Source organism: Streptomyces sp. NPDC107471, assembly GCF_055582845.1.
Genome location: NZ_JBVJPC010000012.1, coordinates 1 through 21,961 on the forward strand (window position 1 = coordinate 1; position 21,961 = coordinate 21,961).

Below are 21,961 nucleotides of genomic sequence, written 5' to 3' on the forward strand. Positions count from 1 at the left end.
TGCGTTTCCGACTCTATCAGACCGTTTCCGGTTCCGATTTCCTCGGTGCTTTCCAGGTTCCCGCTTCCGCGTTTCCCTTTCCGGCGGTTCCGACTTTATCAGATGTTCTGAGTCGGAATTCCCGCCCCCTGGAGGCTCGGTCCGGAGCATGAAGCTGCCGGGTTCCCCCTCGGGCGGAGCCGTAAACGTACTGGAGCGGGGCGCCCCGATGCAAATCGAGGCGCCCCGCTCCTGGTTCACTCGGACGGATGTCCGACGGTCCGTCAGACCTCCACCACCACAGGGAGGATCATCGGCCTGCGGCGATACGTGTCGGAGACCCACTTGCCGAGGGTCCGTCGCACCAGTTGCTGGAGCTGGTGGGGTTCGACCACACCGTCCTGCGCGGAGCGCTCCAGGACCTCGGTGATCCTTGGGATCACGTCGGCGAACGCCGAGTCCTCGATGCCGGAGCCGCGTGCCTGGATGTGCGGGCCACCCGTGATCTTGCCGGTGGACGAGTCGACGACCAGGAAGACCGAGATGATGCCCTCGTCACCGAGGATCTTGCGGTCCTTGAGCGCCGGCTCGCCGACATCGCCGACCGAGAGGCCGTCGACGTAGACGTATCCCGCCTGGACCTTGCCCGAGATCTTCGCCTTGCCCTCGACGAGGTCGACGACCACGCCGTCCTCGGCGATGACGATGCGGTCGTGCGGGACGCCGGTCAGGGCGCCGAGCTCGGCGTTGGCGCGCAGGTGGCGCCATTCGCCGTGGACCGGCATCAGGTTCTTCGGGCGGCAGATGTTGTAGAAGTACAGGAGCTCGCCCGCGGAGGCGTGGCCCGAGACGTGCACCTTGGCGTTGCCCTTGTGGACGACGTTGGCGCCCCAGCGGGTCAGGCCGTTGATCACGCGGTAGACCGCGTTCTCGTTCCCGGGGATCAGGGAGGACGCGAGGATGACGGTGTCGCCCTGGACGATCCGGATCTGGTGGTCGCGGTTGGCCATGCGGGACAGGGCGGCCATCGGTTCGCCCTGCGAGCCCGTGCAGACCAGGACCACCTCGTGGTCCGGGAGGTCGTCGAGTGTCTTGACGTCGACCACCAGGCCGGGCGGGACCTTCAGATAACCGAGGTCGCGCGCGATGCCCATGTTGCGGACCATCGAGCGGCCGACGAAGGCGACCCGGCGGCCGTACTCGTGCGCCGCGTCCAGGATCTGCTGGATGCGGTGGATGTGGCTCGCGAAGCTCGCCACGATGATCCGCTTGCGGGCGCTTGCGAAGACCTGCCGCAGGACGTTCGAGATGTCCTTCTCGGGCGGGACGAAGCCCGGGACCTCGGCGTTCGTCGAGTCCGAGAGGAGGAGGTCGATGCCCTCCTCGCTCAGCCGCGCGAAGGCGTGCAGGTCCGTGAGACGGCCGTCCAGCGGGAGCTGGTCCATCTTGAAGTCGCCCGTGTGCACGACCATGCCGGCCGGGGTGCGGATGGCGACGGCCAGGGCGTCCGGGATGGAGTGGTTGACCGCGACGAACTCGCAGTCGAAGGGACCGATGCGCTCACGGTGCCCCTCCGCCACCTCGAGGGTGTACGGCCGGATGCGGTGCTCCTGGAGCTTGGCCTCGATGAACGCGAGGGTCAGCTTGGAGCCGATGAGCGGGATGTCCGGCTTCTCGCGGAGGAGGTAGGGGACGCCGCCGATGTGGTCCTCGTGGCCATGGGTGAGGACGATGCCCTCGATGTCGTCGAGGCGGTCCCGGACGGACGAGAAGTCCGGCAGGATCAGGTCGATGCCGGGCTGCTCCTCCTCGGGAAACAGCACTCCGCAGTCGACGATCAGCAGACGGCCGCCGTACTCGAAGACCGTCATGTTTCGGCCGATCTCGCCGAGACCGCCGAGTGGGGTGACCCGCAGGCCGCCTTCGGGCAGCGGCGGGGGCGGGGCCAGTTCAGGATGCGGATGACTCAAAAGACTCTCCTCACCACGCACGCCACGTACCGGTGGGGCACGTGGCGCGCGTGACGTTCGTGCGTGTAGCAGTTGTCGTTGTGGTGCGGGCACCGGTGGCCCGCCTATTCAGTTGTTGAGTCCGTTGCGCGCCGGGCGCGCGAAGTCTGGTGCTAGAGCTGTACCCCGCCGGCGGCAAGATCGATCTTGAGCTGCGCGGTCTCTTCGGGCGAGAGCTCGACCATGGGGGCGCGCAGGGGCCCGGCGGGGAGTCCCTGCAGGGTGAGCGCCGCCTTGGTCGTCATCACGCCCTGGGTGCGGAACATGCCCGTGTAGACGGGGAGCAGCTTCTGGTGGATCTCGGTGGCCTTCTGCACGTCGCCCGAGATGAACGCCTCGACCAGGGCGCGCAGGTCCGGGGTGACCACATGGCCGACGACCGAGACGAAGCCGACCGCGCCCACGGAGAGCAGCGGCAGGTTCAGCATGTCGTCGCCGGAGTACCAGGCGAGGCCGGAGCGGGCGATGGCCCAGCTCGCGCGGCCGAGGTCGCCCTTGGCGTCCTTGTTGGCGACGATCCGCGGGTGCTCGGCGAGCCGGACCAGCGTCTCGGTGCTGATCGGGACGCCGCTGCGGCCGGGGATGTCGTAGAGCATGACGGGCAGCTCGGCGGCGTCGGCGACGGCCTTGAAGTGCCGGTACAGGCCCTCCTGCGGGGGCTTGTTGTAGTACGGCGTCACGATCAGGAGGCCGTGTGCGCCGGCCTTCTCGGCGGTCCGGGCCAGCTCGGTGCTGTGGTGGGTGTCGTTGGTGCCGACGCCCGCGACGACGTGGGCACGGTCGCCGACCGCCTCCAGTACGGCTCGTACCAGGTCCGATTTCTCCGCGTCGCTGGTGGTGGGGGACTCGCCGGTGGTGCCGTTGATGATCAGGCCGTCGTTGCCTGCGTCCACCAGGTGGGTGGCGAGCCGCTGTGCGCCGTCGAGGTCGAGTGCGCCGTCCGCCGTGAAGGGCGTGACCATGGCGGTGAGGACCCGCCCGAAGGGGGTCTGCGGAGTGGAGGTCGGAGCCATGGGTAACACGCTACTCGTTGCGCAGGGCGGGGTCTGCTCTAGGGGGGCGCGGAAAGTCCGGACAAATGCGGAGCCCGGCACTGCCTGCTCGGGGGTTCAAGCAGTGCCGGGTCCGTTTGATCAGGCTAGATGAACTTCTCTAAATGCCGCAATACGGACACTTCGCGCGGTGGACCCGCACATCTGTGCCCGGCGAGGGCTCAGCCCCCTGTTACGGCGCCACGCGGCCGTTCGCGTTGAAGGCGGCGTAGGTGAGCGGCATGAGCTTCGCCCACTCCGCCTCCATCTTCTCGCCGACCATCTCGATCTCCCGCTGAGGGAAGGACGGCACCTTCGCCTCTTCGTGCTGGGTGCGCAGGCCGAGGAAGTGCATGAGCGAGCGGGCGTTGCAGGTGGCGTACATCGAGGAGAACAGGCCGACGGGCAGGACCGAACGGGCGACCTCGCGGGCGACGCCCTGCGCGAGCATCTCCTGGTAGGACCGGTACGCCTGGCGGTACGACTCCTCCATGGCGTGCGCGACGGACTCGTGCTGCTCCGGCGTGCCCTCGACGAAGACGTACTTGCCCGGGCGGCCCTGCTGGACGAGCTTGCGGTCGGCGCCGGGGACGTAGAAGACGGGCTGGAGCTCCCGGTAGCGGCCGGACTCCTCGTTGTACGACCAGCCCACGCGGTGCCGCATGAACTCGCGGAAGACGAGGATCGGGGCGCTGATGAAGAAGGTCATCGAGTTGTGCTCGAAGGGGCTGCCGTGCCGGTCCCGCATGAGGTAGTTGATCAGGCCCTTGGAGCGCTCCGGGTCCTTGTTCAGCTCGTCCAGGGACTGCTCTCCGACGGTCGACACCCGGGCGGCGAACAGCACGTCGGAGTCGGCCGCGCTGTGCTTGACCAGTTCGACGGTGACGTCGTCGCGCAGCTCGATCTTGAAATCGTCGTCGGGGGTGGAGGTCACGGTTCGGGGGGTCCTTCCCAGCTCGTTCGGTGGCGACGCCACTCTACGTGCCGCCAAACGGGACTTTCAGTGTCGTGCCCGAGTTAAGTCGGCGAAACCGGGCACCTTTTGCGGCAACCGCTCGTCTGTACAGACAGCAGCGATTCGTTCGATCCCTGACTCGATCCCTGAAGGGAGAAGTACCCCCATGCTGTTGCGTCGGCGCGAACCCGTTCCGTTCGCCTTTGTCGCCGAAGCCGACAGGTTCCGCAGCAATGTCACTCCTCCGCCCCGTGAGCGGGCGTCCGCCGGTGAGATGGCCGGGCGCTGGCTGATAGGGCTCACCATCGTCGCCGGACTCGTGGGATCCCTGGTCCTCGGGATGCCGGCGCTGTCGCAGGATCAGGCGCCCTCGCAGACCCAGCAGTCGCAGGCGTCCCAAGGCCGCTGACCCTCCCCCGCTCCCCGAATGGCGTGGGACGCACCCCCATTGGCCCCCGAAGGTGGCTCGCGGGGGGCCCGGCGGATAGCCTCACCGGCACTGACCACGCATGGACCGAGTGAGGAACCGCCGTGCCCCTGCCCTTCCTGACGGCCGACCGCGCATTCGAGGCGACCGACGACGTCGCGCTGCCGTTCGACGACCGTGACCACTGGCGGCGCCCCTACCGGCCCGGTCCGTGGCGGGTGGGTGTAGCGGCGATTCTCCTGCTGCTCGCCTCGTACGTGCTGTTCGCCGCGGTGATCATCGCGCTCACCGACTCGCCGTCCGAGGCCGCGGTGGTGCTCGGCATCGCGGTGCTCGTCATCGTCGGTGCGCTGCGGCTGCTGCGCATGGGGGTGTGGGTGAACGCCCGCGGGGTGCGTCGGGTCGGCTTCCTGCTGACTCGCACGGTGCCCTGGGAGCAGGTCGTCGCTGTGCGGACCGCACAGCAGCCGGTGCGCTGGCTCGGACTGCCGCGCACGGTCCAGGGCCAGGCCCTGACCCTCGTACGGCAGGGTCGTGCGCCGGAGGACCTGCCGCCGCTGCTGACCACGCACAACGCGGACTTCCTCGCGCGCGGCCAGGCGTTCGACCGGGCCGCGGACGCGGTGGAGGCCTGGGCCGCGGAGCACGCGCAGGGCTGATCGACAGGGACAGACGCAGAAGGGGGCCGGTCCGTGTCAGGACCGGCCCCCTTCGGCGTGCCGGGACCTCAGAGCTGCTGGACGGGCCTGCCGTCGTGCAGCGCTATCGCGCGCTGCATGGCCTTGCGGGCCCGCGGGGTGTCACGGGCGTCGTGGTAGGCCACGGCGAGCCGGAACCAACTGCGCCAGTCGTCGGGGGCCTTCTCGGTCTCGGCCTTGCGCCGGGCGAAGACCTCGTCGGCGGAGTCCCGGTCGATGCGGCCGGCGGGCGTGCGCTTGAGTTCGTCGACGGGCAGGCCGCCCTCGGCGTCGAGCTCGGCGGCGAGCGCGTTGGCCCTGCGGACGAACTGGGTGTTCTTCCACAGGAACCACAGGCCGATCACCGGCAGGACCAGCACCGCGACGCCGAACGTGACGGTGACGAGGGTGCCGGACTGGATCAGCATCACGCCGCGGCTGCCGACCAGGACGAAGTAGAAGACCAGGACGGCGGCCGTGAGGAGGTAGGACAGCTTGGCGCGCATCAGCCCAGGTCCAGGAAGTTCTCCAGGCCGAAGGTCAGGCCCGGTGTCGTGACCACGCGGCGGGCGCCGAGCAGGATGCCGGGCATGAAGCTGCTGTGGTGCAGCGAGTCGTGGCGCACCGTCAGGGTCTCGCCCTCGCCGCCGAGCAGGACCTCCTGGTGGGCGAGGAGTCCGCGCAGGCGGACGGCGTGCACGGGGACCCCGTCGACATCGGCGCCGCGCGCTCCCTCCAGGGCTGTCTCCGTGGCGTCCGGCGCCGGGGCGGTACCCGCCGCGCGCCGGGCCTCGGCGATGAGCTGGGCCGTGCGCGTGGCGGTGCCGGACGGGGCGTCGACCTTCTTCGGGTGGTGCAGCTCGACGACCTCGACCGACTCGAAGTAGGGCGCGGCGATCTGCGCGAACTTCATGGTGAGGACGGCCCCGATGGAGAAGTTGGGGGCGATGAGCACACCCGTCTCCGGGGACTGGGCGAGCCAGCCCTTGAGCTCCGCGAGGCGCTCGTCGGTCCAGCCCGTCGTACCGACGACGGCGTGGATGCCGTGGCCGACGCAGTACTCGAGGTTGGCCATCACCGAGGCCGGTGTGGTCAGTTCGACGGCGACCTGGGCGCCGGTCTCGGCCAGGGTCTCCAGCTTGTCGCCCCGGCCGAGGGCGGCCACCAGCTCCATGTCCTCGGCGGCCTCCACGGCCTTGACCGCCTCGGCGCCGATCCGGCCCCTGGCTCCGAGGACCGCCACGCGCAGCTTGCTCATCTTCTTGCTTCCTTAGGCGAGTTGACCGGCTTGGACCGGCTGGATTAGGCCACGGCCTCGTGCAGTCGGGCCGCCTGCTTGTCCTTCAGCGGGCCGATGACCGACAGCGACGGGTGCCGCCCCAGGATCTCGCGGGCGACCGCGCGGACGTCGTCCGGGGTGACCGACGCTATGCGGCTCAGCATGTCGTCGACGGACATCTGCTCGCCCCAGCACAGCTCGCTCTTGCCGATGCGGTTCATCAGCGCGCCGGTGTCCTCCAGGCCGAGGACGGTGGAGCCCCGGAGCTGCCCGATGGCGCGGCCGATCTCGTCGTCCGAGAGGCCGTGCTCGGCGACCTGGTCGAGCTCGTCGCGGCAGATCTTCAGCACGTCGTGGACCTGCGAGGGCCGGCAGCCGGCGTACACCCCGAACAGGCCGCAGTCGGCGAAGCCGGAGGTGTAGGAGTACACGCTGTACGCCAGTCCGCGCTTCTCCCTGACCTCCTGGAAGAGCCGGGACGACATGCCGCCGCCGAGGGCGGTGTTCAGCACACCGAGGGCCCAGCGGCGGTCGTCCGTGCGGGCGAGGCCGGGCATGCCGAGGACGACGTGGGCCTGCTCGGTCTTGCGGCCGAGCAGCTCGACGCGGCCCGCGGTGCGCAGGGCGCGCACGCCGTCGCGCGGGGCGATCGGCGTGGCGTCGGGGTTGGAGAGGGCGCCGGCCTTCTCGAAGGCGGCGCGGACCTGTCGTACGACCTTGTCGTGGTCGACGTTGCCCGCGGCCGCGACCACGAGGTGCGTCGGGTCGTAGTGCTTCCGGTAGAAGCGGCGGATGCGGTCGGCGGTGAGGGCGTTGACGGTGTCGACGGTGCCGAGGACCGGGCGGCCGAGGGGGTTGTCGCCGAACATGGTGTGCGCGAACAGGTCGTGCACGCAGTCGCCCGGGTCGTCCTCGGTCATCGCGATCTCCTCGAGGATCGCGCCCCGCTCGACGTTGACGTCCTCCTCGCGGATGAGGGAGCCCGTGAGCATGTCGCAGACGACGTCGATGGCGAGCGGCAGGTCGGCGTCGAGCACGCGTGCGTAGTAGCACGTGTACTCCTTCGCCGTGAACGCGTTCATCTCGCCGCCGACCGCGTCGAGCGCGGAGGAGATGTCCAGGGCGCTGCGCTTGGCGGTGCCCTTGAAGAGGAGGTGCTCCAGATAGTGCGTGGCGCCGTTCAGCGACGGGGTCTCGTCGCGGGAGCCGACGTGCGCCCAGATGCCGAAGGTCGCGGAGCGGACCGAGGGGAGGGTCTCGGTGACGATGCGCAGGCCACCGGGGAGGGTGGTCCTGCGGACGGTGCCGATGCCGTTCTCACCCTTGATCAGGGTTTGGGTACGGGCGACGGCCCGCGCCTCCGAGGAGGTGCGGGCCGTCGCCTTGGAGCCACGGGACGTCACTGGTCGGCGTCGTCCTTCTTCTCGTCGGAGGAGCCTTCCTCGCCCTCGATCACGGGGATCAGGGAGAGCTTGCCGCGGGAGTCGATCTCGGCGATCTCGACCTGGACCTTGGCGCCCACACCGAGCACGTCCTCGACGTTCTCGACGCGCTTGCCGCCGGCCAGCTTGCGGATCTGCGAGATGTGCAGCAGACCGTCCTTGCCCGGGAGCAGCGAGACGAACGCGCCGAAGGTGGTCGTCTTCACGACCGTGCCCAGGTAGCGCTCGCCGACCTCCGGCATGGTCGGGTTGGCGATCGAGTTGATCGTGGTGCGGGCGGCCTCGGCGGCCGGGCCGTCGGCGGCACCGATGTAGATGGTGCCGTCGTCCTCGATCGTGATCTCGGCGCCGGTGTCCTCCTGGATCTGGTTGATCATCTTGCCCTTGGGGCCGATGACCTCGCCGATCTTGTCCACGGGGATCTTGACGGTGATGATCCGCGGGGCGTTCGGGGACATCTCGTCCGGCGTGTCGATCGCTTCCATCATCACGTCGAGGATGTGGAGGCGGGCGTCACGGGCCTGCTTGAGGGCGGCGGCCAGGACGGAGGCGGGGATGCCGTCCAGCTTGGTGTCGAGCTGGAGGGCGGTGACGAACTCCTTGGTGCCGGCGACCTTGAAGTCCATGTCGCCGAAGGCGTCCTCCGCACCGAGGATGTCGGTGAGGGTGACGTAGTGCGTCTCGCCGTCGATGTCCTGGGAGATCAGGCCCATGGCGATACCGGCGACGGGGGCCTTCAGGGGCACACCGGCGTTCAGCAGCGACATGGTGGAGGCGCAGACCGAGCCCATGGACGTCGAGCCGTTGGAGCTCAGCGCCTCGGAGACCTGGCGGATCGCGTAGGGGAACTCCTCGCGGGTCGGCAGGACCGGGACGAGAGCGCGCTCGGCGAGGGCGCCGTGGCCGATCTCGCGGCGCTTCGGGGAGCCGACGCGGCCGGTCTCGCCGGTGGAGTACGGCGGGAAGTTGTAGTTGTGCATGTAGCGCTTGCGCGTCACCGGGGAGAGGGTGTCGAGCTGCTGCTCCATGCGGAGCATGTTGAGGGTGGTGACGCCCAGGATCTGGGTCTCGCCACGCTCGAACACCGCGGAGCCGTGCACGCGCGGGATGGCCTCGACCTCGGCGGCGAGCGTACGGATGTCCGTGACGCCGCGGCCGTCGATGCGCTTCTTCTCCTTGATCACGCGCTCGCGGACGAGCTGCTTGGTCAGGGAGCGGTACGCGGCGGAGATCTCCTTCTCGCGGCCCTCGAACTCCGGGAGGAGCTTCTCGGCGGCCAGACCCTTGACGCGGTCCAGCTCGGCCTCGCGCTCCTGCTTGCCGGCGATGGTCAGCGCGGAGGCGAGCTCCGGGCGGACAGCGGCGGAGAGCGCCTCCAGGACGTCGTCCTGGTAGTCGAGGAAGATCGGGAACTCGCCGGTGGGCTTGGCGGCCTTGGCGGCGAGGTCGGCCTGGGCCTTGCACAGGACCTTGATGAAGGGCTTCGCGGCCTCGAGACCGGCGGCGACGACCTCCTCGGTCGGGGCCTCGGCGCCGCCCTTGACGAGCTGGATGGTCTTCTCGGTGGCCTCGGCCTCGACCATCATGATCGCGACGTCGCCGTCCTCCAGGGTGCGGCCCGCGACGACCATGTCGAAGACGGCGTCCTCGAGCTCGGAGTGCGTCGGGAAGGCGACCCACTGACCGTTGATCAGCGCGACGCGGACGCCGCCGATCGGGCCGGAGAAGGGCAGACCGGCGAGCTGGGTGGACGCGGAGGCGGCGTTGATCGCCACGACGTCGTAGAGGTGGTCCGGGTTGAGCGCCATGATGGTGGCGACGACCTGGATCTCGTTGCGCAGGCCCTTCTTGAAGGAGGGGCGCAGCGGGCGGTCGATCAGGCGGCAGGTGAGGATGGCGTCCTCGGAGGGACGGCCCTCACGGCGGAAGAAGCTGCCGGGGATCTTGCCGGCGGCGTACATCCGCTCCTCGACGTCCACCGTCAGGGGGAAGAAGTCGAGCTGGTCCTTGGGGTTCTTGGAAGCGGTGGTGGCCGACAGCACCATGGTGTCGTCGTCCAGGTACGCCACGGCGGAGCCGGCGGCCTGCTTGGCGAGGCGGCCCGTCTCGAAGCGGATGGTGCGGGTGCCGAAGGAGCCGTTGTCGATGACGGCCTCGGCGTAGTGGGTCTCGTTCTCCACTAGGTGCTCTCCGTTACTTTTCGTCTGCGTTCGTCTTTTGTCCCGATCCGCCCGTGTGGCGGGGGGACCTGCGCGGAGAAGCGCTCCATCTGGTGCGGGCCGGTCTTCGATCGAAGCACCCGGGTTCGCAAGGCCCGGGGGCCACTACCGAGGACCGGCGGCGGCGAGGTGCACTTCTCCTCGTGGTACTGCGTTGTGCTACCACACTACAAAGCGGGTGTGACACTGCGCACGTTTCCATACGTACGGTGCGCACGTACGGCAAAGGGAGCGGCCCCCGATCGTTTCGGGAACCGCTCCCCTCACGGCGTCCTACTTGGCGCCCGCCGCACCGCGGCGGATGCCGAGGCGGTCGACCAGCGCACGGAAGCGCTGGATGTCCTTCTTCGCCAGGTACTGGAGAAGGCGACGGCGCTGACCGACCAGGATCAGCAGACCACGACGGGAGTGGTGGTCGTGCTTGTGGGTCTTGAGGTGCTCGGTCAGGTCCGAGATACGGCGCGAGAGCATCGCGACCTGGACCTCGGGGGAGCCGGTGTCGCCCTCCTTGGTACCGAACTCGGTGATGATCTGCTTCTTCGTAGCGGCGTCGAGCGACACGCGTACTCCTCGTAGTCTCTTGGGTAGCCACCGAGTGCCCCTGGTCCACTTCTCAGGGGAGCTTCCGTAACTCGGGAGGCGGGGATCCGCTGGGCGCGGCCTCCAGGGCGATCAGCTCCGGGGGTGCGTACACAAACGGCCGTCAGCCAGGGTATCAGCCCTGCGGTAGTGCCCCGGCCCCCGCCGACGTCGTACGCATGACCACGACACGGCGGCTGCCACCCGGGTGGGTGACAGCCGCCGGGGCTGTCCGGGACGGTCGGCCGTCAGCTCGTCATGCCGCGGGCCGCCGCGTACAGGTCGAGGACGGCGAGGCAGAGCGGGACCAGGGAGAGGAGCACCGCGCCCTCGCTCAGGTCGAGCATCCGGCCCCAGAACGGGGTGACGCCCTTGCGCGGCACGATCAGGGCGATGGCCACCAGGAGCGTGGCGCCCAGGGCCACCGCGGCCGCCAGCCAGACGGTGCGGATGTCGAGCGGGGCGCTGTTGTGGTCGTAGACGAGTTCCTTGATGATGTCGGCCGGCGGGTTCAGGGCGAGGCCGAGGACCAGCAGGCTGACCGTGACGATGCCCGACAGCATCAGGGTCACGACCTGGGACGTGTACAGGAAGAGCCGGGCCCGCATCAGCATGGCGAGGCCGGCCGCGAGCGACAGGAGCTGGGCCCAGCCGCTGCTGGAGAAGCCGAGCACCACACCGGCGGAGGCGACCCCGGTGACGGCGCAGCCGCCGACGAGGCCGAGCAGCAGTTCGTGACCGCGGCGGGCCTGGTCGGTGATGAGCTGGTAGTCGACCGGCTCCTGCTCCTGCTGGTCCTCGGCCCGGCCGCGCTTGGCGATCTGGTCGGGCGAGCGGAAGCCGATGGGCAGCCGGGAGAAGCGGGCGGACCAGCCGGGCAGGAAGCCGATGACGGCGATCATGACGACGGCGGTGACGGCGGCGGTCTCGCGCGGCTCGGCCTCGGAGACGATCGCGGCGAAGGTGGCGAGGACGCCGATGCCGGCGCCGAACGCGGCGGCGATGAAGGGCGCGTCGTTGTGCGGCAGCATCAGGACGAGCAGGACGGCGGCGACGAGGACGACGGCGAAGCCGACGAGGAGGTTCAGCCGTCCGGGGCCCTCGCCCGCGTCGAGCGCCATGATGCCGGAGCCGCCGACCATCAGGTGCGGCAGCGAGGCGAGTCCGAGGGCGACGGCCGCGTGGTGGTCGTCGTACACGCGCGCGCGTACCGAGGCGAGCGCGACGAGGACGGCTCCGGTGACGCCGGCGATGACGCCGGGCAGGCCGTGCATGTCGTGACGCAGCGGCTCGGAGAACCACAGGGCCAGCGCCATCATGGTCAGCAGCAGCGCGCCCGCGGTCAGGCCGACGACGCGCATCATGCCGTCGTTCCAGCTCCGCCGGTCGGCCTCGACGACGGCGGCCACGGCGTCGACGACGTCGTCGAAGACGGCGGGCGGCAGCGAGTCCGCGAACGGCCGCAGGAGCAGCAATTCGCCATCGCGTATCTGCTGTTCGGCGAGCGAGCGGCCGTCGTCGAGGACGGAACCGTCCCTGCGTACGAGGTTGTACCCGGTGGGCGCGGCCTCTTCGGGAGTCTGTCCCGACAGCCGCAGGATCTCCGGGTAGACGTCAGAGAGCGGCACGTCCTCGGGAAGTGCCACATCGATCCGGCTGTTCGGTGCCGCCACCGTGACCCGGCAGAATCCGGTTGCTGAAACCGTACTCACCTGACGGTTCCCCCTAGTCCAGTACTCGGTGATTCGTCGCGGTTTGCCAGGGCGAAACCCGTTCCGCGCATCGTTTGGAGCGTCACCCTACCGTCCTCTTGCGGCATCTCCTCATCCCCTATCGGCTCAACGGCCCCGCAGAACAGTAGGATCAACGCCCGACTCATGAGTTGGCCAAGCCCCATGAAGTCGACGAACATACGGGGGCCGTCACGACGGGGGCGGTTCGACATTGCTATTGCGTGAAGGACTGGTGGATCGGTGAGCGTTGTCATCGTCAAGCGCCCGCCGCGGGTTTACCCGCCGGAGGTGCCGGGTGAGGAGGTCAAGCTCGAGTCCCCTCCCGAACTCCCTCGTACCGAGGACGACAGCCTGCTGATGAACCTGCTGCCCATGCTGGGCATGGGTTCGTCGGCGGCGTTCTTCTTCATGCCCGGTGCCCAGGGCTTCATGAAGATCATGGGCATGCTGATGATGGCCTCCACGGTCGCCATGCTGGTCGCCCAGATAGTGCGGGCCCGCAAGGGACCGTCGGGTCAGATGGCCGAGGCCCGCCGCGACTACCTCAAGTACCTGGCGCAGAAGCGTCGCGAGGTGCGGCGCACGGTGCACAAGCAGCGGGACGCCCAGTACTACCTGCACCCGGCGCCGGAGCAGCTCTGGGCGCTGGTGGCCGAGGGCTCGCGGCTGTGGGAACGCCGTTCCACGGACCCGGACTTCGCGCAGGTGCGCATCGGCCTCGGCCCGCAGCAGCTCGCGACCCCGCTGGTCGCCCCCGACACCGCGCCGGTGGACGAGCTGGAGCCGCTGACCGCCCACGCCATGCAGCAGTTCATCGCGAGCTACGGCACGCTGGGCGACCTCCCGCTGGCGATCGGGCTGCGCTCCTTCTACCACGTGACGATCTCCGGCGACGCCGAGACGGTCTACGGCCAGACCCGGTCGGTCGTCGGTCAACTCGCCTCGCTGCACTCGCCCGAGGACGTGGTGATCGCGGTCGTGGCCTCGCCGGGCGCGGCGGTGGACTGGGAGTGGACCAAGTGGCTGCCGCACATGCAGCACAAGGAGTCCGACGGGGCCGGCAGCCGGCGTCTGCTCTGCTACGACCTCGGCGAGCTGGAGGAGATGATCGCCCACCAGCTCGAGGGGCGCCCCCGCTGGAGCCGGGACGGCTCGCCGGTCCTGGACCAGCCGCACGTGGTCGTCGTCCTCGACGGCGGCGGGGTGCCCGCGGACTCGGTGCTCGCCTCGGCGGAGGGCCTCCAGGGCGTGACCATCCTCGAGGTGGTGCCCGGTGAACTCGACGAGGCACGGGGCTCGTTGTCGGTGCGGGTGTGGCCCGAGGCCATGGAGCTGGAGGCGGGCACGGGTGTCTTCACCGGTGTCCCCGACGTGCTGTCGCAGGCGCAGGCCGAGTCGCTGGCCCGGCAGCTCGCCCCGCTGCGGCTCGGTGCCGCCGACGCGGACGAACCGCTGCTGGCGAACCTGGACTTCACCGACCTCATGCAGATCGGTGACGCGGCGAGCGTGGACGTCTCGCGCACCTGGCGGCCGCGCACCCTGCACGAGCGGCTGCGGGTGCCGATCGGTCTCGGCGAGAACGGCGAGCCGGTCATGCTGGACATCAAGGAGGCCTCGCAGGAGGGCATGGGCCCGCACGGCCTGTGCGTCGGCGCCACCGGTTCCGGCAAGTCGGAGCTGCTGCGCACCCTGGTGCTGGGCCTCGCGGTCACGCACTCCTCCGAGACCCTGAACTTCGTCCTCGCGGACTTTAAGGGCGGTGCGACCTTCACCGGCATGGGCTCCATGCCGCACGTCTCCGCGGTCATCACCAACCTGGCCGACGAGCTCACCCTCGTCGACCGCATGCGCGACTCCATCACCGGTGAGCTGACCCGCCGCCAGGAGCTCCTGCGGACGGCCGGCAACTACGCCAACATCACCGACTACGAGAAGGCCCGCGCCGCCGGTGCCGCCCTCGACCCGCTGCCCTCGCTCGTCCTGATCATCGACGAGTTCAGCGAACTCCTCGCCGCCAAGCCGGACTTCATCGAGATGTTCATCCAGATCGGCCGGATCGGCCGTTCGCTGGGTGTGCACATGCTGCTCGCCTCGCAGCGCCTTGAGGAGGGCAAGCTGCGCGGCCTCGACACCTTCCTGTCGTACCGCATCGGTCTGCGCACCTTCTCGGCGGCCGAGTCCCGTACGGCGATCGGCGTGCCCGACGCGTACCACCTGCCGAACGTCCCCGGCGCGGGCATCCTCAAGTACGACACCGAGACGATGGTGCAGTTCAAGGCCGCGTACGTGTCGGGCACCTACCGGGCGAACGGGCCGATGGCGCAGGGCGGCGGCCGGATCGACCGCTCCCCCGTGCTGTTCACCGCGGCGCCGGTGCCGGTGCGCATCCTCGCCGAGCCGGAGCCGGAGACCCGGCCCAACCAGATCGACGACGCGCTCGCCGACACCGTCCTCGACGTCATCGTCAGCCGCCTGGACGGCCAGGGTCCGCCCGCCCACCAGGTGTGGCTGCCGCCGCTGGACGAGCCGTTCAGCCTCGACCAGGTGCTGCCGGCCCTCAACATCAGCCCGGAGCGCGGTCTGCACGCCGAGGGCTACCACGCCCAGAGCAAGCTGATCGTCCCGGTCGGCCTGGTCGACAAGCCCTTCGAGCAGCGCCGTGACGTCATGTACGCGGACCTGTCGGGCTCCGCCGGTCACGCGCTGATCGTGGGTGGTCCGCAGTCCGGCAAGTCGACGCTCGTGCGCACGATGATCACGTCGTTCGCGCTCACGCACACACCGGCCGAAGTGCAGTTCTACGCGCTCGACTTCGGCGGCGGCGGCATGCTCGCGCTGGAGAACCTGGCCCATGTGGGCGGCGCCGCCTCGCGCCTGGACCAGGAGAAGGTGCGTCGTACGGTCGCGGAGGTGCACGGCATCCTCAACGCCCGCGAGGAGTTCTTCCGCTCCAAGAGCATCGACTCCATGAACACCTTCCGCTCCCGCCGCGCCCAGGGGCACTACCCCGACCAGCAGTGGGGTGACGTCTTCCTCATCATCGACGGCTGGGGGACGTTCAAGAACGACTACGAGATGCTCGACCCGGTCATCGCGGACATCGCGACCCGTGGTCTCGGCTTCGGTGTCCACCTGATCATCACGGCGACCCGGTACACCGAGATGCGGCCGGCGCTGCGCGACCAGATCCTGAGCCGCCTCGAACTGCGGCTCGGTGACGCCATGGAGTCGGAGTTCGACCGCAAGCGGGCCGAGAACGTGCCGATGGGCAAGCCCGGCCGCGGTCTGTCCCCGGAGAAGCTGGACTACCTGGCCGCCACCCCCCGGATCGACGGGTCGACGCAGGTGGAGGACCTCGCCGACGGCATGGCGAACCTCGTGCAGAGCGTCAACAGCGGCTGGCAGGGGCCGACGGCCCCGAAGGTGCGGATGCTGCCGACCCTGCTGCCCGCGTCCGAGCTGCCCGGCGGCGGCGACTTCGGCAGCCGCGGCATCGCGGTCGGCGTCGACGAGCTCACCCTCTCGCCGGTCTTCGTGGACTTCGAGACCGACCCGCTGTTCGTCATCTACGGCGAGAGCGAGTCCGGCAAGTCCTCCCTGCTGCGGTTCATGGCCAAGCAGATCTCCGAGCGGTACGCCCCCAACAAGGCGCTGTTCGTGGTCTCGGACTTCCGGCGCGCGCTGCTCGGCCAGGTGCCGGAGAGCCACATGTACAAGTACTGCGCCTCGGGTCCGCAGCTCCAGGAGGTCATGGAGTCGCTGGCCGGTTCGATGAGCCGCCGTATGCCGGGCCCGGACGTGACGCCGGACCAGCTCCGCAACCGGTCCTGGTACAGCGAGCCCGACGCGTTCATCTTCGTCGACGACTACGACCTCGTCGCCACGTCGATGGGCAACCCGATGTCGGTGCTCCTGGAGTACCTGCCGTTCGCGCGTGACCTGGGTCTGCGCATCATCCTGGCCCGCAGCACCTCGGGCGCCTCGCGCTCGTCCTTCGAGCCGGTGCTCACCCGGATCAAGGAGCTCGGCGCGCAGGGCATCGTGCTGTCCGGCGACCCGTCGGAGGGCCCGGTGTTCAACAACATCAAGGCCACTCCGCAGCCGCAGGGCCGCGGCCAGTTCATCTCCCGCCGGTCGAGCGGGCAGCTCGTGCAGACGGGGTACCTGCCGGAGAGCTGAGCGGATCGTCCATGGGGATACGGCGAGGGCGGCACCCGGAAAGGGTGCCGCCCTCGCCGTACGCGTGCCGTGCGGTCAGGTGGACCAGAAGTGCAGGACCGCCTGGGCGTAGGCCACGCGGGGGTCGAGCCGGGAGGAGCGGAGCTTGTACTTGTCGGTGATGCCGTAGAACTTCAGCGGCGCGGGGCCGAGGCCGCCGGAGCGCCAGGCCGTGCGCGACGGGAGGTGCCAGTCGATGCCGTATCCGCCGATGAGGCTCGCCGCGTTGTAGAGCAGCGTCAGCGGGAAGAGGACGACGTACACGGCCCACGCGCTCACGGTGCCGGCTCGTCCGACCAGCCTGGTGCCGTCGGGGAGTTCGATCTCGTACCGGCGTCCGCCGGCGGGCGGGTGGAGCAGGGCGAGGACGGAGCCGTCGGGTGCCGTCACCGTCAGCGCGTCGCCCTGGCCCCGTCGGGCCACGGTGCACAGCGGCTTCTGGCCCGCCTGGTCCTCGTAGAGGGTGAAGTCGGTGGCGAGGCCGTGCGGTGTGCTGTCGTTCGAGGAGCCTCGTGCGACGTGGACGGGGTGTCCGCCGCGCACCTTGATGACACTCTGGAGGTTGAGGGCCGTGGTGCCCTGGTCGGCCTGCGCGTGCACGCCAAATACAGTCGTCATCGCCATCTCTTTCCAGTGGCCGGCCTCAACCAGCCAGGCAGTCCGTGATGCGGGAGTCCCGCCGCCGACAAGACCTGAAGGTACCCGTTGACCTGGTCGCGGGTCCCGCCGCGCAGCCAGAGGCGGCGGAGCCGGAACGCCCGGGCCAGCAGGTACACGCTGAGCGCGAGGAGGAGCACCACCGGCGTCCAGAGGATCACGTCGACCACCGGGGTGGAGGCGGACCGGTCGGCGGTGTCGATCAGGAACCAGGCGCCGACCGCCCCGGGGACGAGCAGCAGACCGCCCCACGCCCCGCGGGCGTTCATCCCGCCCAGCAGCCGGCGGTGGCGTTGGAGCATCGCCGCGACCTGCGCGTCGGCGAGATAGTCGATGCCCAGGCCGGCACCGATCGTCCGCGCCTTCTCGGTCAGGCCCGGCACCGTCGCCATCTGCGCGGCCCTGACCTGCAACAGGTCGAGGGCCTCGGCGGGGACGGTGCCGTCGGCGCTGTTCATCCGAACACGTCTCGCACGGACTGTGCCTGGAGGGGGACTTGGGCGCCGGCCGACGGATCCGCCGGGCCACCGGACGGCACGTCGTCCTGCGGCTGCCGCGGCTCAGGCGTCTCGGCGGGCCTGCCGGGGTCGTTCAGCTCGATGGTGTTCACGATGCTGAAGAAGAGGTCGGAGTACAGGTCCCAGTCCTGCATGCACGGAGTGCTGAGTTCGAACAGCACCATCTCCGCGTCCTTGCGCAGCGGCAGGAAGACGGCGATCTTCCCGACCTCCACGTCCTCGGGGCGGCCGGAGTCGGTGACGTCCCCCGGAAGGGTGGTGACGTCCGCGGTGAACCGGACCACCGCCTCGCCCGCCGTGAGCCACACCGTCTCGACCTGGGCCTGGTCCCCGCTGAGGCCCGCGAGCTCCGCGGCCACGCTCGACGCGGTCATCTTCCGGCCGTCCGGCACGGACTCCAGCAGGGCGGCCGTCACGGTCGCCGTGCTGCGCCGTCCGTCGAGGTCGAGCAGACAGAAACCGGCGTAGCTGACTCCGGCGTCCATCATCTGGGCGACCACGGGCAGTTGGGTCGCCGCGTACTGGTACCAGAGCTCGGGGGTGCCCTGCGGATAGATGTCCTGGGCCAGCTCCATCAGCGCCTCGCCGACCTGCTCCTCGCTCTCGTAGACCGGGAGTTCGAAGAAGGCGGGCGGTACCCGGAAGGTGAGGCGCTCGGTGGTGACGGCCGCGGAACCGGCCGAGACGTCGCCGGGAATCATGCTGTTCATCGGTTACGCCGCTCCCGCCGCAGACATGAACGCGTTGCTGGACGGCGCGGGGGCCGCCTTGGTCTCCGAGCCGCCGCCCGAGATGAGACCGAAGGCCAGGCCCACGCCCTTGATGCCGCCCATGGTGCCGCGCATCAGTCCGCTGCCGACGTCCACGGCCTCGTCGGTGAGGCCCATCGCCTTGCCCGCGCGCGCGAGGCCCTTGTACATGAGGCCGTCGGCCATGCCGCGGGCCATGTTGACCGAGGTCGCCATCTCGTCGGCGTGGGAGAAGACACCGGCCAGCCGCTCTCCGGTCGCCGCGGCCCTGGCCGCCTTGGCTCCCGCGGTGATGCCCTTGACCGCTCCGATGCCGGGCAGCACACCGAGTCCGGCGCCGACCCAGTCCATCACGCCGACCTTCTCGCCCCGGGCCGTCTTGACGCCGTAACCGGCGAGCGCGAGGGCGCTGGCCCCGATGGCGAGCCCGCCGAGGATCGCTCCCACGGGCGGGATGGCCATGGTGGCCAGGGAGAGGATGGACAGCACGGAACCGATCTTGGAGAACAGGTCCGCGTTGTCGGCGAGGAAGTCGGTGAAGCCGTCCCAGGCGGCCTTGAGGCCGTCGCCGATCGACTCCCAGATGCTGATGTCCGGCGGTCGGTTGTTCGCGGCCTCACGGATGGCGTGCTCGGCCCTGGAGGACTGTTCCTCCCAGTACTTGCGCAGTGCCTCGCCGTCCTGGATGAGGATCTTGAGGTCGGTGGCGGCGTCCTGGGCGGCCTGCGAGGCGGAGTTGGCCTCCTCCGACAGGGCCTTGGCCTGCTGCTCGGTGAGCTGCTGGAACTGCGCGCCCTCGATCTTGACGTTGACCCGGTCGACGTCGGCGTTCTTCTGGTCGAGCCGCTTGCGGGCCTCGACCGCGCGCTCCTCCAGGTTCTTGGCCTGGCGCTGCATGGTCTGCAGCTCGTCGTGCCAGCCGCGCAGCGCCTTGGAGCAGGCCGCCATCGACTCGTGGCCCTGCTGGAGGTACTTGGGCAGCTCGCCGACCTTCGCCTGGAACTTCTTGGCGGCCTCGCCGTCCCACACACCGTCGGTCCTGCCGATGCTCACGAGCATCTCGCGCATCTCGTCGAGCTCGTCGCCGACCGTCTTGACGTCGTACGCCAGCGACTCGATCGTGTGCAGGTCGCCCTTGGCCGGGTTGAACGTCAGACCTGGCCAGTTGGGATCGTCGAACATCCCCATCGTCTTCTCCCCGTTGCTTGCGGTTGCTTGTGTGCGAGTCGTCGGTGCGGCGGCGGCCGGGACTACTTCTGGCTGAAGCCCTTCTGCAGTTCCTGCTCGGTCGTCTGGTACATCTCGACCGTCTTCTGCAGCCCCTCGTGCAGGGTCTTGGAGGCGTCGGCGATCCGCTTGATGCCGTCGCCCCAGGCGTCCTGGAAGTCGTCACAGGCGTTGTCGAGACCGTCGGTGCCGAGGCCCTTCGGGCCCACCTTGTTCAGCCGCTGCTGGGCGCCCCGCATGCGGTCGTCGACCTGGTCCAGCCTGTTGATCAGGGTCTTCATGCGATCGACATCGATCTGGAAGTCCGCCATCCCCGTGTCTCCCCGTAGTCGTGATCCAGTCAGCGTCGCTCAGATTATCGGAGCACCAAGTCCCGGGACACCGGGGGATGTTCGCTGCCGCCAATTTGCGACTTGTCCATGTTTACGCCCGGTCCCAGACGTGCAGCACGGCCTGGGCCCAGGCCAACCGGGGGTCCAGCCGTGACGCGGTGAGACGGTAGACGCGGCCGGTCCGGTACTCGACGACGACGTCCTGTTCGCCGGTCGCACACCATCGCGTCCACGTCGGAGGCTCCATCTCCCACGCGGCTTCCTTCCTGGCCTCGCCCTTCTCCCCGAGCAGCAGCCAGATCGCTCCCTGCGCAGCCATGACCGCCCAGCACATGAAGTACAGGGGGGAGATCAGGACGAACACCGTCCACGCCGTGCGGGTGCCGACCACTCCGTCCGCGGACGCGCCTCCGTCGGCGGGCTGCACGCTCCACCGCACGCGGCGCGGCCAGGGCAGGACGCGTCCGCCACGTCGGGTGATCCGGCCGATCGGGCCACCGTCGGCGCCGTACACCTCGTACGTGCCTCGGCCGCTGGGCCGGACCGAGCAGAGCGGCTCGGCGTCCGGGCCGCTCACGGTGAAGGGCGGGCGGGCCCGGCTTCCGCCCTTGGGGGCGTCGCGAGGCACGTGGACGTACGCGAGCGGTTCGCCCTTCGTGCCGGGGCCGCTCTGCCGGACGGTGGCCGCGCACTCCCCCGCCGCGACCTCGGCGTACCTGTGCAGCCCCTTGTTCGGGACCTCGATCATGGTCTCCGCCGGGGCGGAGGATCGCGGCGGGGGCTGCGGGGCCCGTGTCTGCTTGCCGTGGTTCATGACCGCCCGTGTCGATGCGAGGAACGAGGACGGTCGACAGACTGCCAAAGGTCGGCCGGAGCTGTCGCGGGGCGGTCGGGGCCGGACGATCGGTGGCCGAATCATCCACAGGACGTTCACGAGATGTCCCCGGGAGCCCTGCCTTTCCGGCCGCGAAGGGGGCCGGTACGGAGCCGGCCGTCGCTCAGCGGCCTGCGCGTACCGGGCCCGCCGTCGTTCGGTGGCTCTACGACGTCACAGCGTGGTCCGGGTGGAGCGGGCCGTCCAGAGATCCCGCAGCAGTGCGATCTCCGCCATGTGGTGGATCAGTTCGAGGTTGGACCCCCACAGCACGGAGATGTACGGCTCGTCGGGGGCGGAGCCGTACGGGTACTGGGAGAAGCCGATCGTGTCGAGCTGTTCCTCCGTCACCTTGCCGACCTCCGCGCGCCAGCGGTCGAGTAGGGCCCAGAGGCGGTCGAGGGCGAGGGCGGCGGAGGGGGTGAAGTCGACCAACTGCTTGGGGTCGGTGCGGTGTGCGCCGAAGGTCCACTCGTACTCGCCCGCGAAGCAGGAGTGCAGGTGGCCCAGCCGCCAGGCGATGGTCGTGACCGGGGTGACGTCGGGTTCGACCGGGCCGGTGTGGGCGAGGACCTCCTCGACGCGTTCGACGCTCACGCTCCAGTCCTCGGCGATCTTGGCGACGCTCATGCCGTCGGCGGCCTGCCGGGCGACCTCGGCGTACTCGCCCGAGGGGATGTCGGGGGCACCCTGGTCCAGCAGCCACTCGCCGGGGCCGTACGCCCGCGGGGTCACCGCCTCGCCGCGGCGCCGGATCGACCAGCAGCCGGGCACCGGTTCCCAGAGGTACTCCTCGTCGCCGAGCCCCTCCAGGCGTATCTGCGCCCGCTCGCGCACACAGTCGAACTGGTCGAGCAGTACGCCCAGTCGGTCGGTCCGTACGCGTCCCGTCTCCATGCCCGGCTCCCCTCACGGTCCCGTCCGGGCGGAGGCTAACCGGCCGCCCGCACGGAGCGCGACGGATTTATGCACCCGCGGGTTCCGTTCGGAAAACTCTGCGCCAACTGAGCCTCAGAACAGGTCATGTGACGCGGTGTGAACTTGTCCCCATGATCC

19 protein-coding genes are annotated in these 21,961 nt (G+C 69.8%); 3 read left to right on the forward strand and 16 right to left on the reverse strand.

Annotated features, from left to right (window positions below):
- Positions 1–263: 263 nt before the first annotated feature.
- From ACZ66S_RS33120 to thyX, 3 genes are all read right to left on the reverse strand, one after another.
- The gene (locus ACZ66S_RS33120; RefSeq protein WP_469905264.1) at positions 264–1,949 is read right to left on the reverse strand and encodes a ribonuclease J; all 1,686 of its coding nucleotides are present in this window, start codon (positions 1,947–1,949) and stop codon (positions 264–266) included.
- Between the two features lie 152 nt (positions 1,950–2,101).
- The gene (gene dapA, locus ACZ66S_RS33125) at positions 2,102–3,001 is read right to left on the reverse strand and encodes a 4-hydroxy-tetrahydrodipicolinate synthase (RefSeq protein WP_469905265.1); all 900 of its coding nucleotides are present in this window, start codon (positions 2,999–3,001) and stop codon (positions 2,102–2,104) included.
- Between the two features lie 211 nt (positions 3,002–3,212).
- Positions 3,213–3,953, reverse strand: coding sequence for an FAD-dependent thymidylate synthase (gene thyX, locus ACZ66S_RS33130; RefSeq protein WP_469905266.1), 741 nt, complete (start codon positions 3,951–3,953; stop codon positions 3,213–3,215).
- Between the two features lie 190 nt (positions 3,954–4,143).
- Here thyX and ACZ66S_RS33135 point away from each other — a divergent pair, with 190 nt between their 5' ends.
- Both ACZ66S_RS33135 and ACZ66S_RS33140 read left to right on the forward strand, forming a co-directional pair.
- Positions 4,144–4,383 carry a hypothetical protein gene (locus tag ACZ66S_RS33135; protein ID WP_469905432.1) on the forward strand — a complete coding sequence of 80 codons (240 nt, stop codon included), beginning with the start codon at positions 4,144–4,146 and terminating at the stop codon, positions 4,381–4,383.
- A gap of 122 nt (positions 4,384–4,505) precedes the next feature.
- The gene (locus tag ACZ66S_RS33140) at positions 4,506–5,060 is read left to right on the forward strand and encodes a phage holin family protein (RefSeq protein ID WP_469905267.1); all 555 of its coding nucleotides are present in this window, start codon (positions 4,506–4,508) and stop codon (positions 5,058–5,060) included.
- Between the two features lie 68 nt (positions 5,061–5,128).
- Here the strand turns inward: ACZ66S_RS33140 and ACZ66S_RS33145 are convergent, their stop codons facing one another.
- The 6 genes from ACZ66S_RS33145 to eccD all read right to left on the reverse strand — a co-directional run bounded on the left by ACZ66S_RS33145 (position 5,129) and on the right by eccD (position 12,309).
- Positions 5,129–5,584, reverse strand: a complete 456-nt coding sequence (locus ACZ66S_RS33145) for a hypothetical protein (RefSeq protein WP_469905268.1) — start codon at positions 5,582–5,584, stop codon at positions 5,129–5,131.
- Positions 5,584–6,336 carry a 4-hydroxy-tetrahydrodipicolinate reductase gene (gene dapB / locus ACZ66S_RS33150; RefSeq protein ID WP_469905269.1) on the reverse strand — a complete coding sequence of 251 codons (753 nt, stop codon included), beginning with the start codon at positions 6,334–6,336 and terminating at the stop codon, positions 5,584–5,586. The genes ACZ66S_RS33145 and dapB overlap by 1 nt, the downstream gene beginning before the upstream one ends.
- A gap of 44 nt (positions 6,337–6,380) precedes the next feature.
- Complete coding sequence (locus tag ACZ66S_RS33155; RefSeq protein WP_469905270.1) at positions 6,381–7,760, reverse strand: M16 family metallopeptidase; 1,380 nt, start codon at positions 7,758–7,760, stop codon at positions 6,381–6,383.
- Entirely contained in the window at positions 7,757–9,979 is a 2,223-nt protein-coding gene (locus ACZ66S_RS33160) for a polyribonucleotide nucleotidyltransferase (RefSeq protein ID WP_469905271.1), read from the reverse strand. The genes ACZ66S_RS33155 and ACZ66S_RS33160 overlap by 4 nt, the downstream gene beginning before the upstream one ends.
- A gap of 312 nt (positions 9,980–10,291) precedes the next feature.
- Positions 10,292–10,579, reverse strand: a complete 288-nt coding sequence (rpsO, locus tag ACZ66S_RS33165) for a 30S ribosomal protein S15 (RefSeq protein WP_005479656.1) — start codon at positions 10,577–10,579, stop codon at positions 10,292–10,294.
- A gap of 266 nt (positions 10,580–10,845) precedes the next feature.
- Entirely contained in the window at positions 10,846–12,309 is a 1,464-nt protein-coding gene (gene eccD / locus ACZ66S_RS33170; protein WP_469905272.1) for a type VII secretion integral membrane protein EccD, read from the reverse strand.
- A gap of 261 nt (positions 12,310–12,570) precedes the next feature.
- On the opposite strand from eccD, the gene eccCa reads away from it, so the two are divergent.
- Positions 12,571–16,509: a type VII secretion protein EccCa gene (eccCa, locus tag ACZ66S_RS33175; protein WP_469905273.1), complete on the forward strand. Its 3,939-nt coding sequence runs from the start codon at positions 12,571–12,573 to the stop codon at positions 16,507–16,509.
- Positions 16,510–16,584: 75 nt separating this feature from the next.
- Here the strand turns inward: eccCa and ACZ66S_RS33180 are convergent, their stop codons facing one another.
- The 7 genes from ACZ66S_RS33180 to ACZ66S_RS33210 form a co-directional block, all read right to left on the reverse strand.
- Positions 16,585–17,166, reverse strand: a complete 582-nt coding sequence (locus tag ACZ66S_RS33180) for a hypothetical protein (RefSeq protein ID WP_469905274.1) — start codon at positions 17,164–17,166, stop codon at positions 16,585–16,587.
- Complete coding sequence (locus ACZ66S_RS33185) at positions 17,163–17,663, reverse strand: hypothetical protein (protein WP_469905275.1); 501 nt, start codon at positions 17,661–17,663, stop codon at positions 17,163–17,165. Before ACZ66S_RS33185 ends, ACZ66S_RS33180 begins: the two co-directional genes overlap by 4 nt.
- On the reverse strand, positions 17,660–18,433 hold the full coding sequence (locus ACZ66S_RS33190) for a hypothetical protein (protein WP_469905276.1): 774 nt from the start codon (positions 18,431–18,433) through the stop codon (positions 17,660–17,662). The genes ACZ66S_RS33185 and ACZ66S_RS33190 overlap by 4 nt, the downstream gene beginning before the upstream one ends.
- A 3-nt stretch (positions 18,434–18,436) precedes the next feature.
- Positions 18,437–19,660, reverse strand: coding sequence for a putative T7SS-secreted protein (locus ACZ66S_RS33195; protein WP_469905277.1), 1,224 nt, complete (start codon positions 19,658–19,660; stop codon positions 18,437–18,439).
- A 62-nt stretch (positions 19,661–19,722) separates the two neighbouring features.
- Positions 19,723–20,010, reverse strand: coding sequence for a hypothetical protein (locus ACZ66S_RS33200; RefSeq protein WP_469905278.1), 288 nt, complete (start codon positions 20,008–20,010; stop codon positions 19,723–19,725).
- A 112-nt stretch (positions 20,011–20,122) separates the two neighbouring features.
- Positions 20,123–20,845 (reverse strand): hypothetical protein, encoded by a 723-nt coding sequence (locus tag ACZ66S_RS33205; RefSeq protein WP_469905279.1) that lies wholly within the window; start codon positions 20,843–20,845, stop codon positions 20,123–20,125.
- 234 nt (positions 20,846–21,079) lie between these two features.
- Complete coding sequence (locus ACZ66S_RS33210; RefSeq protein WP_469905280.1) at positions 21,080–21,802, reverse strand: DinB family protein; 723 nt, start codon at positions 21,800–21,802, stop codon at positions 21,080–21,082.
- Positions 21,803–21,961: the final 159 nt, after the last annotated feature.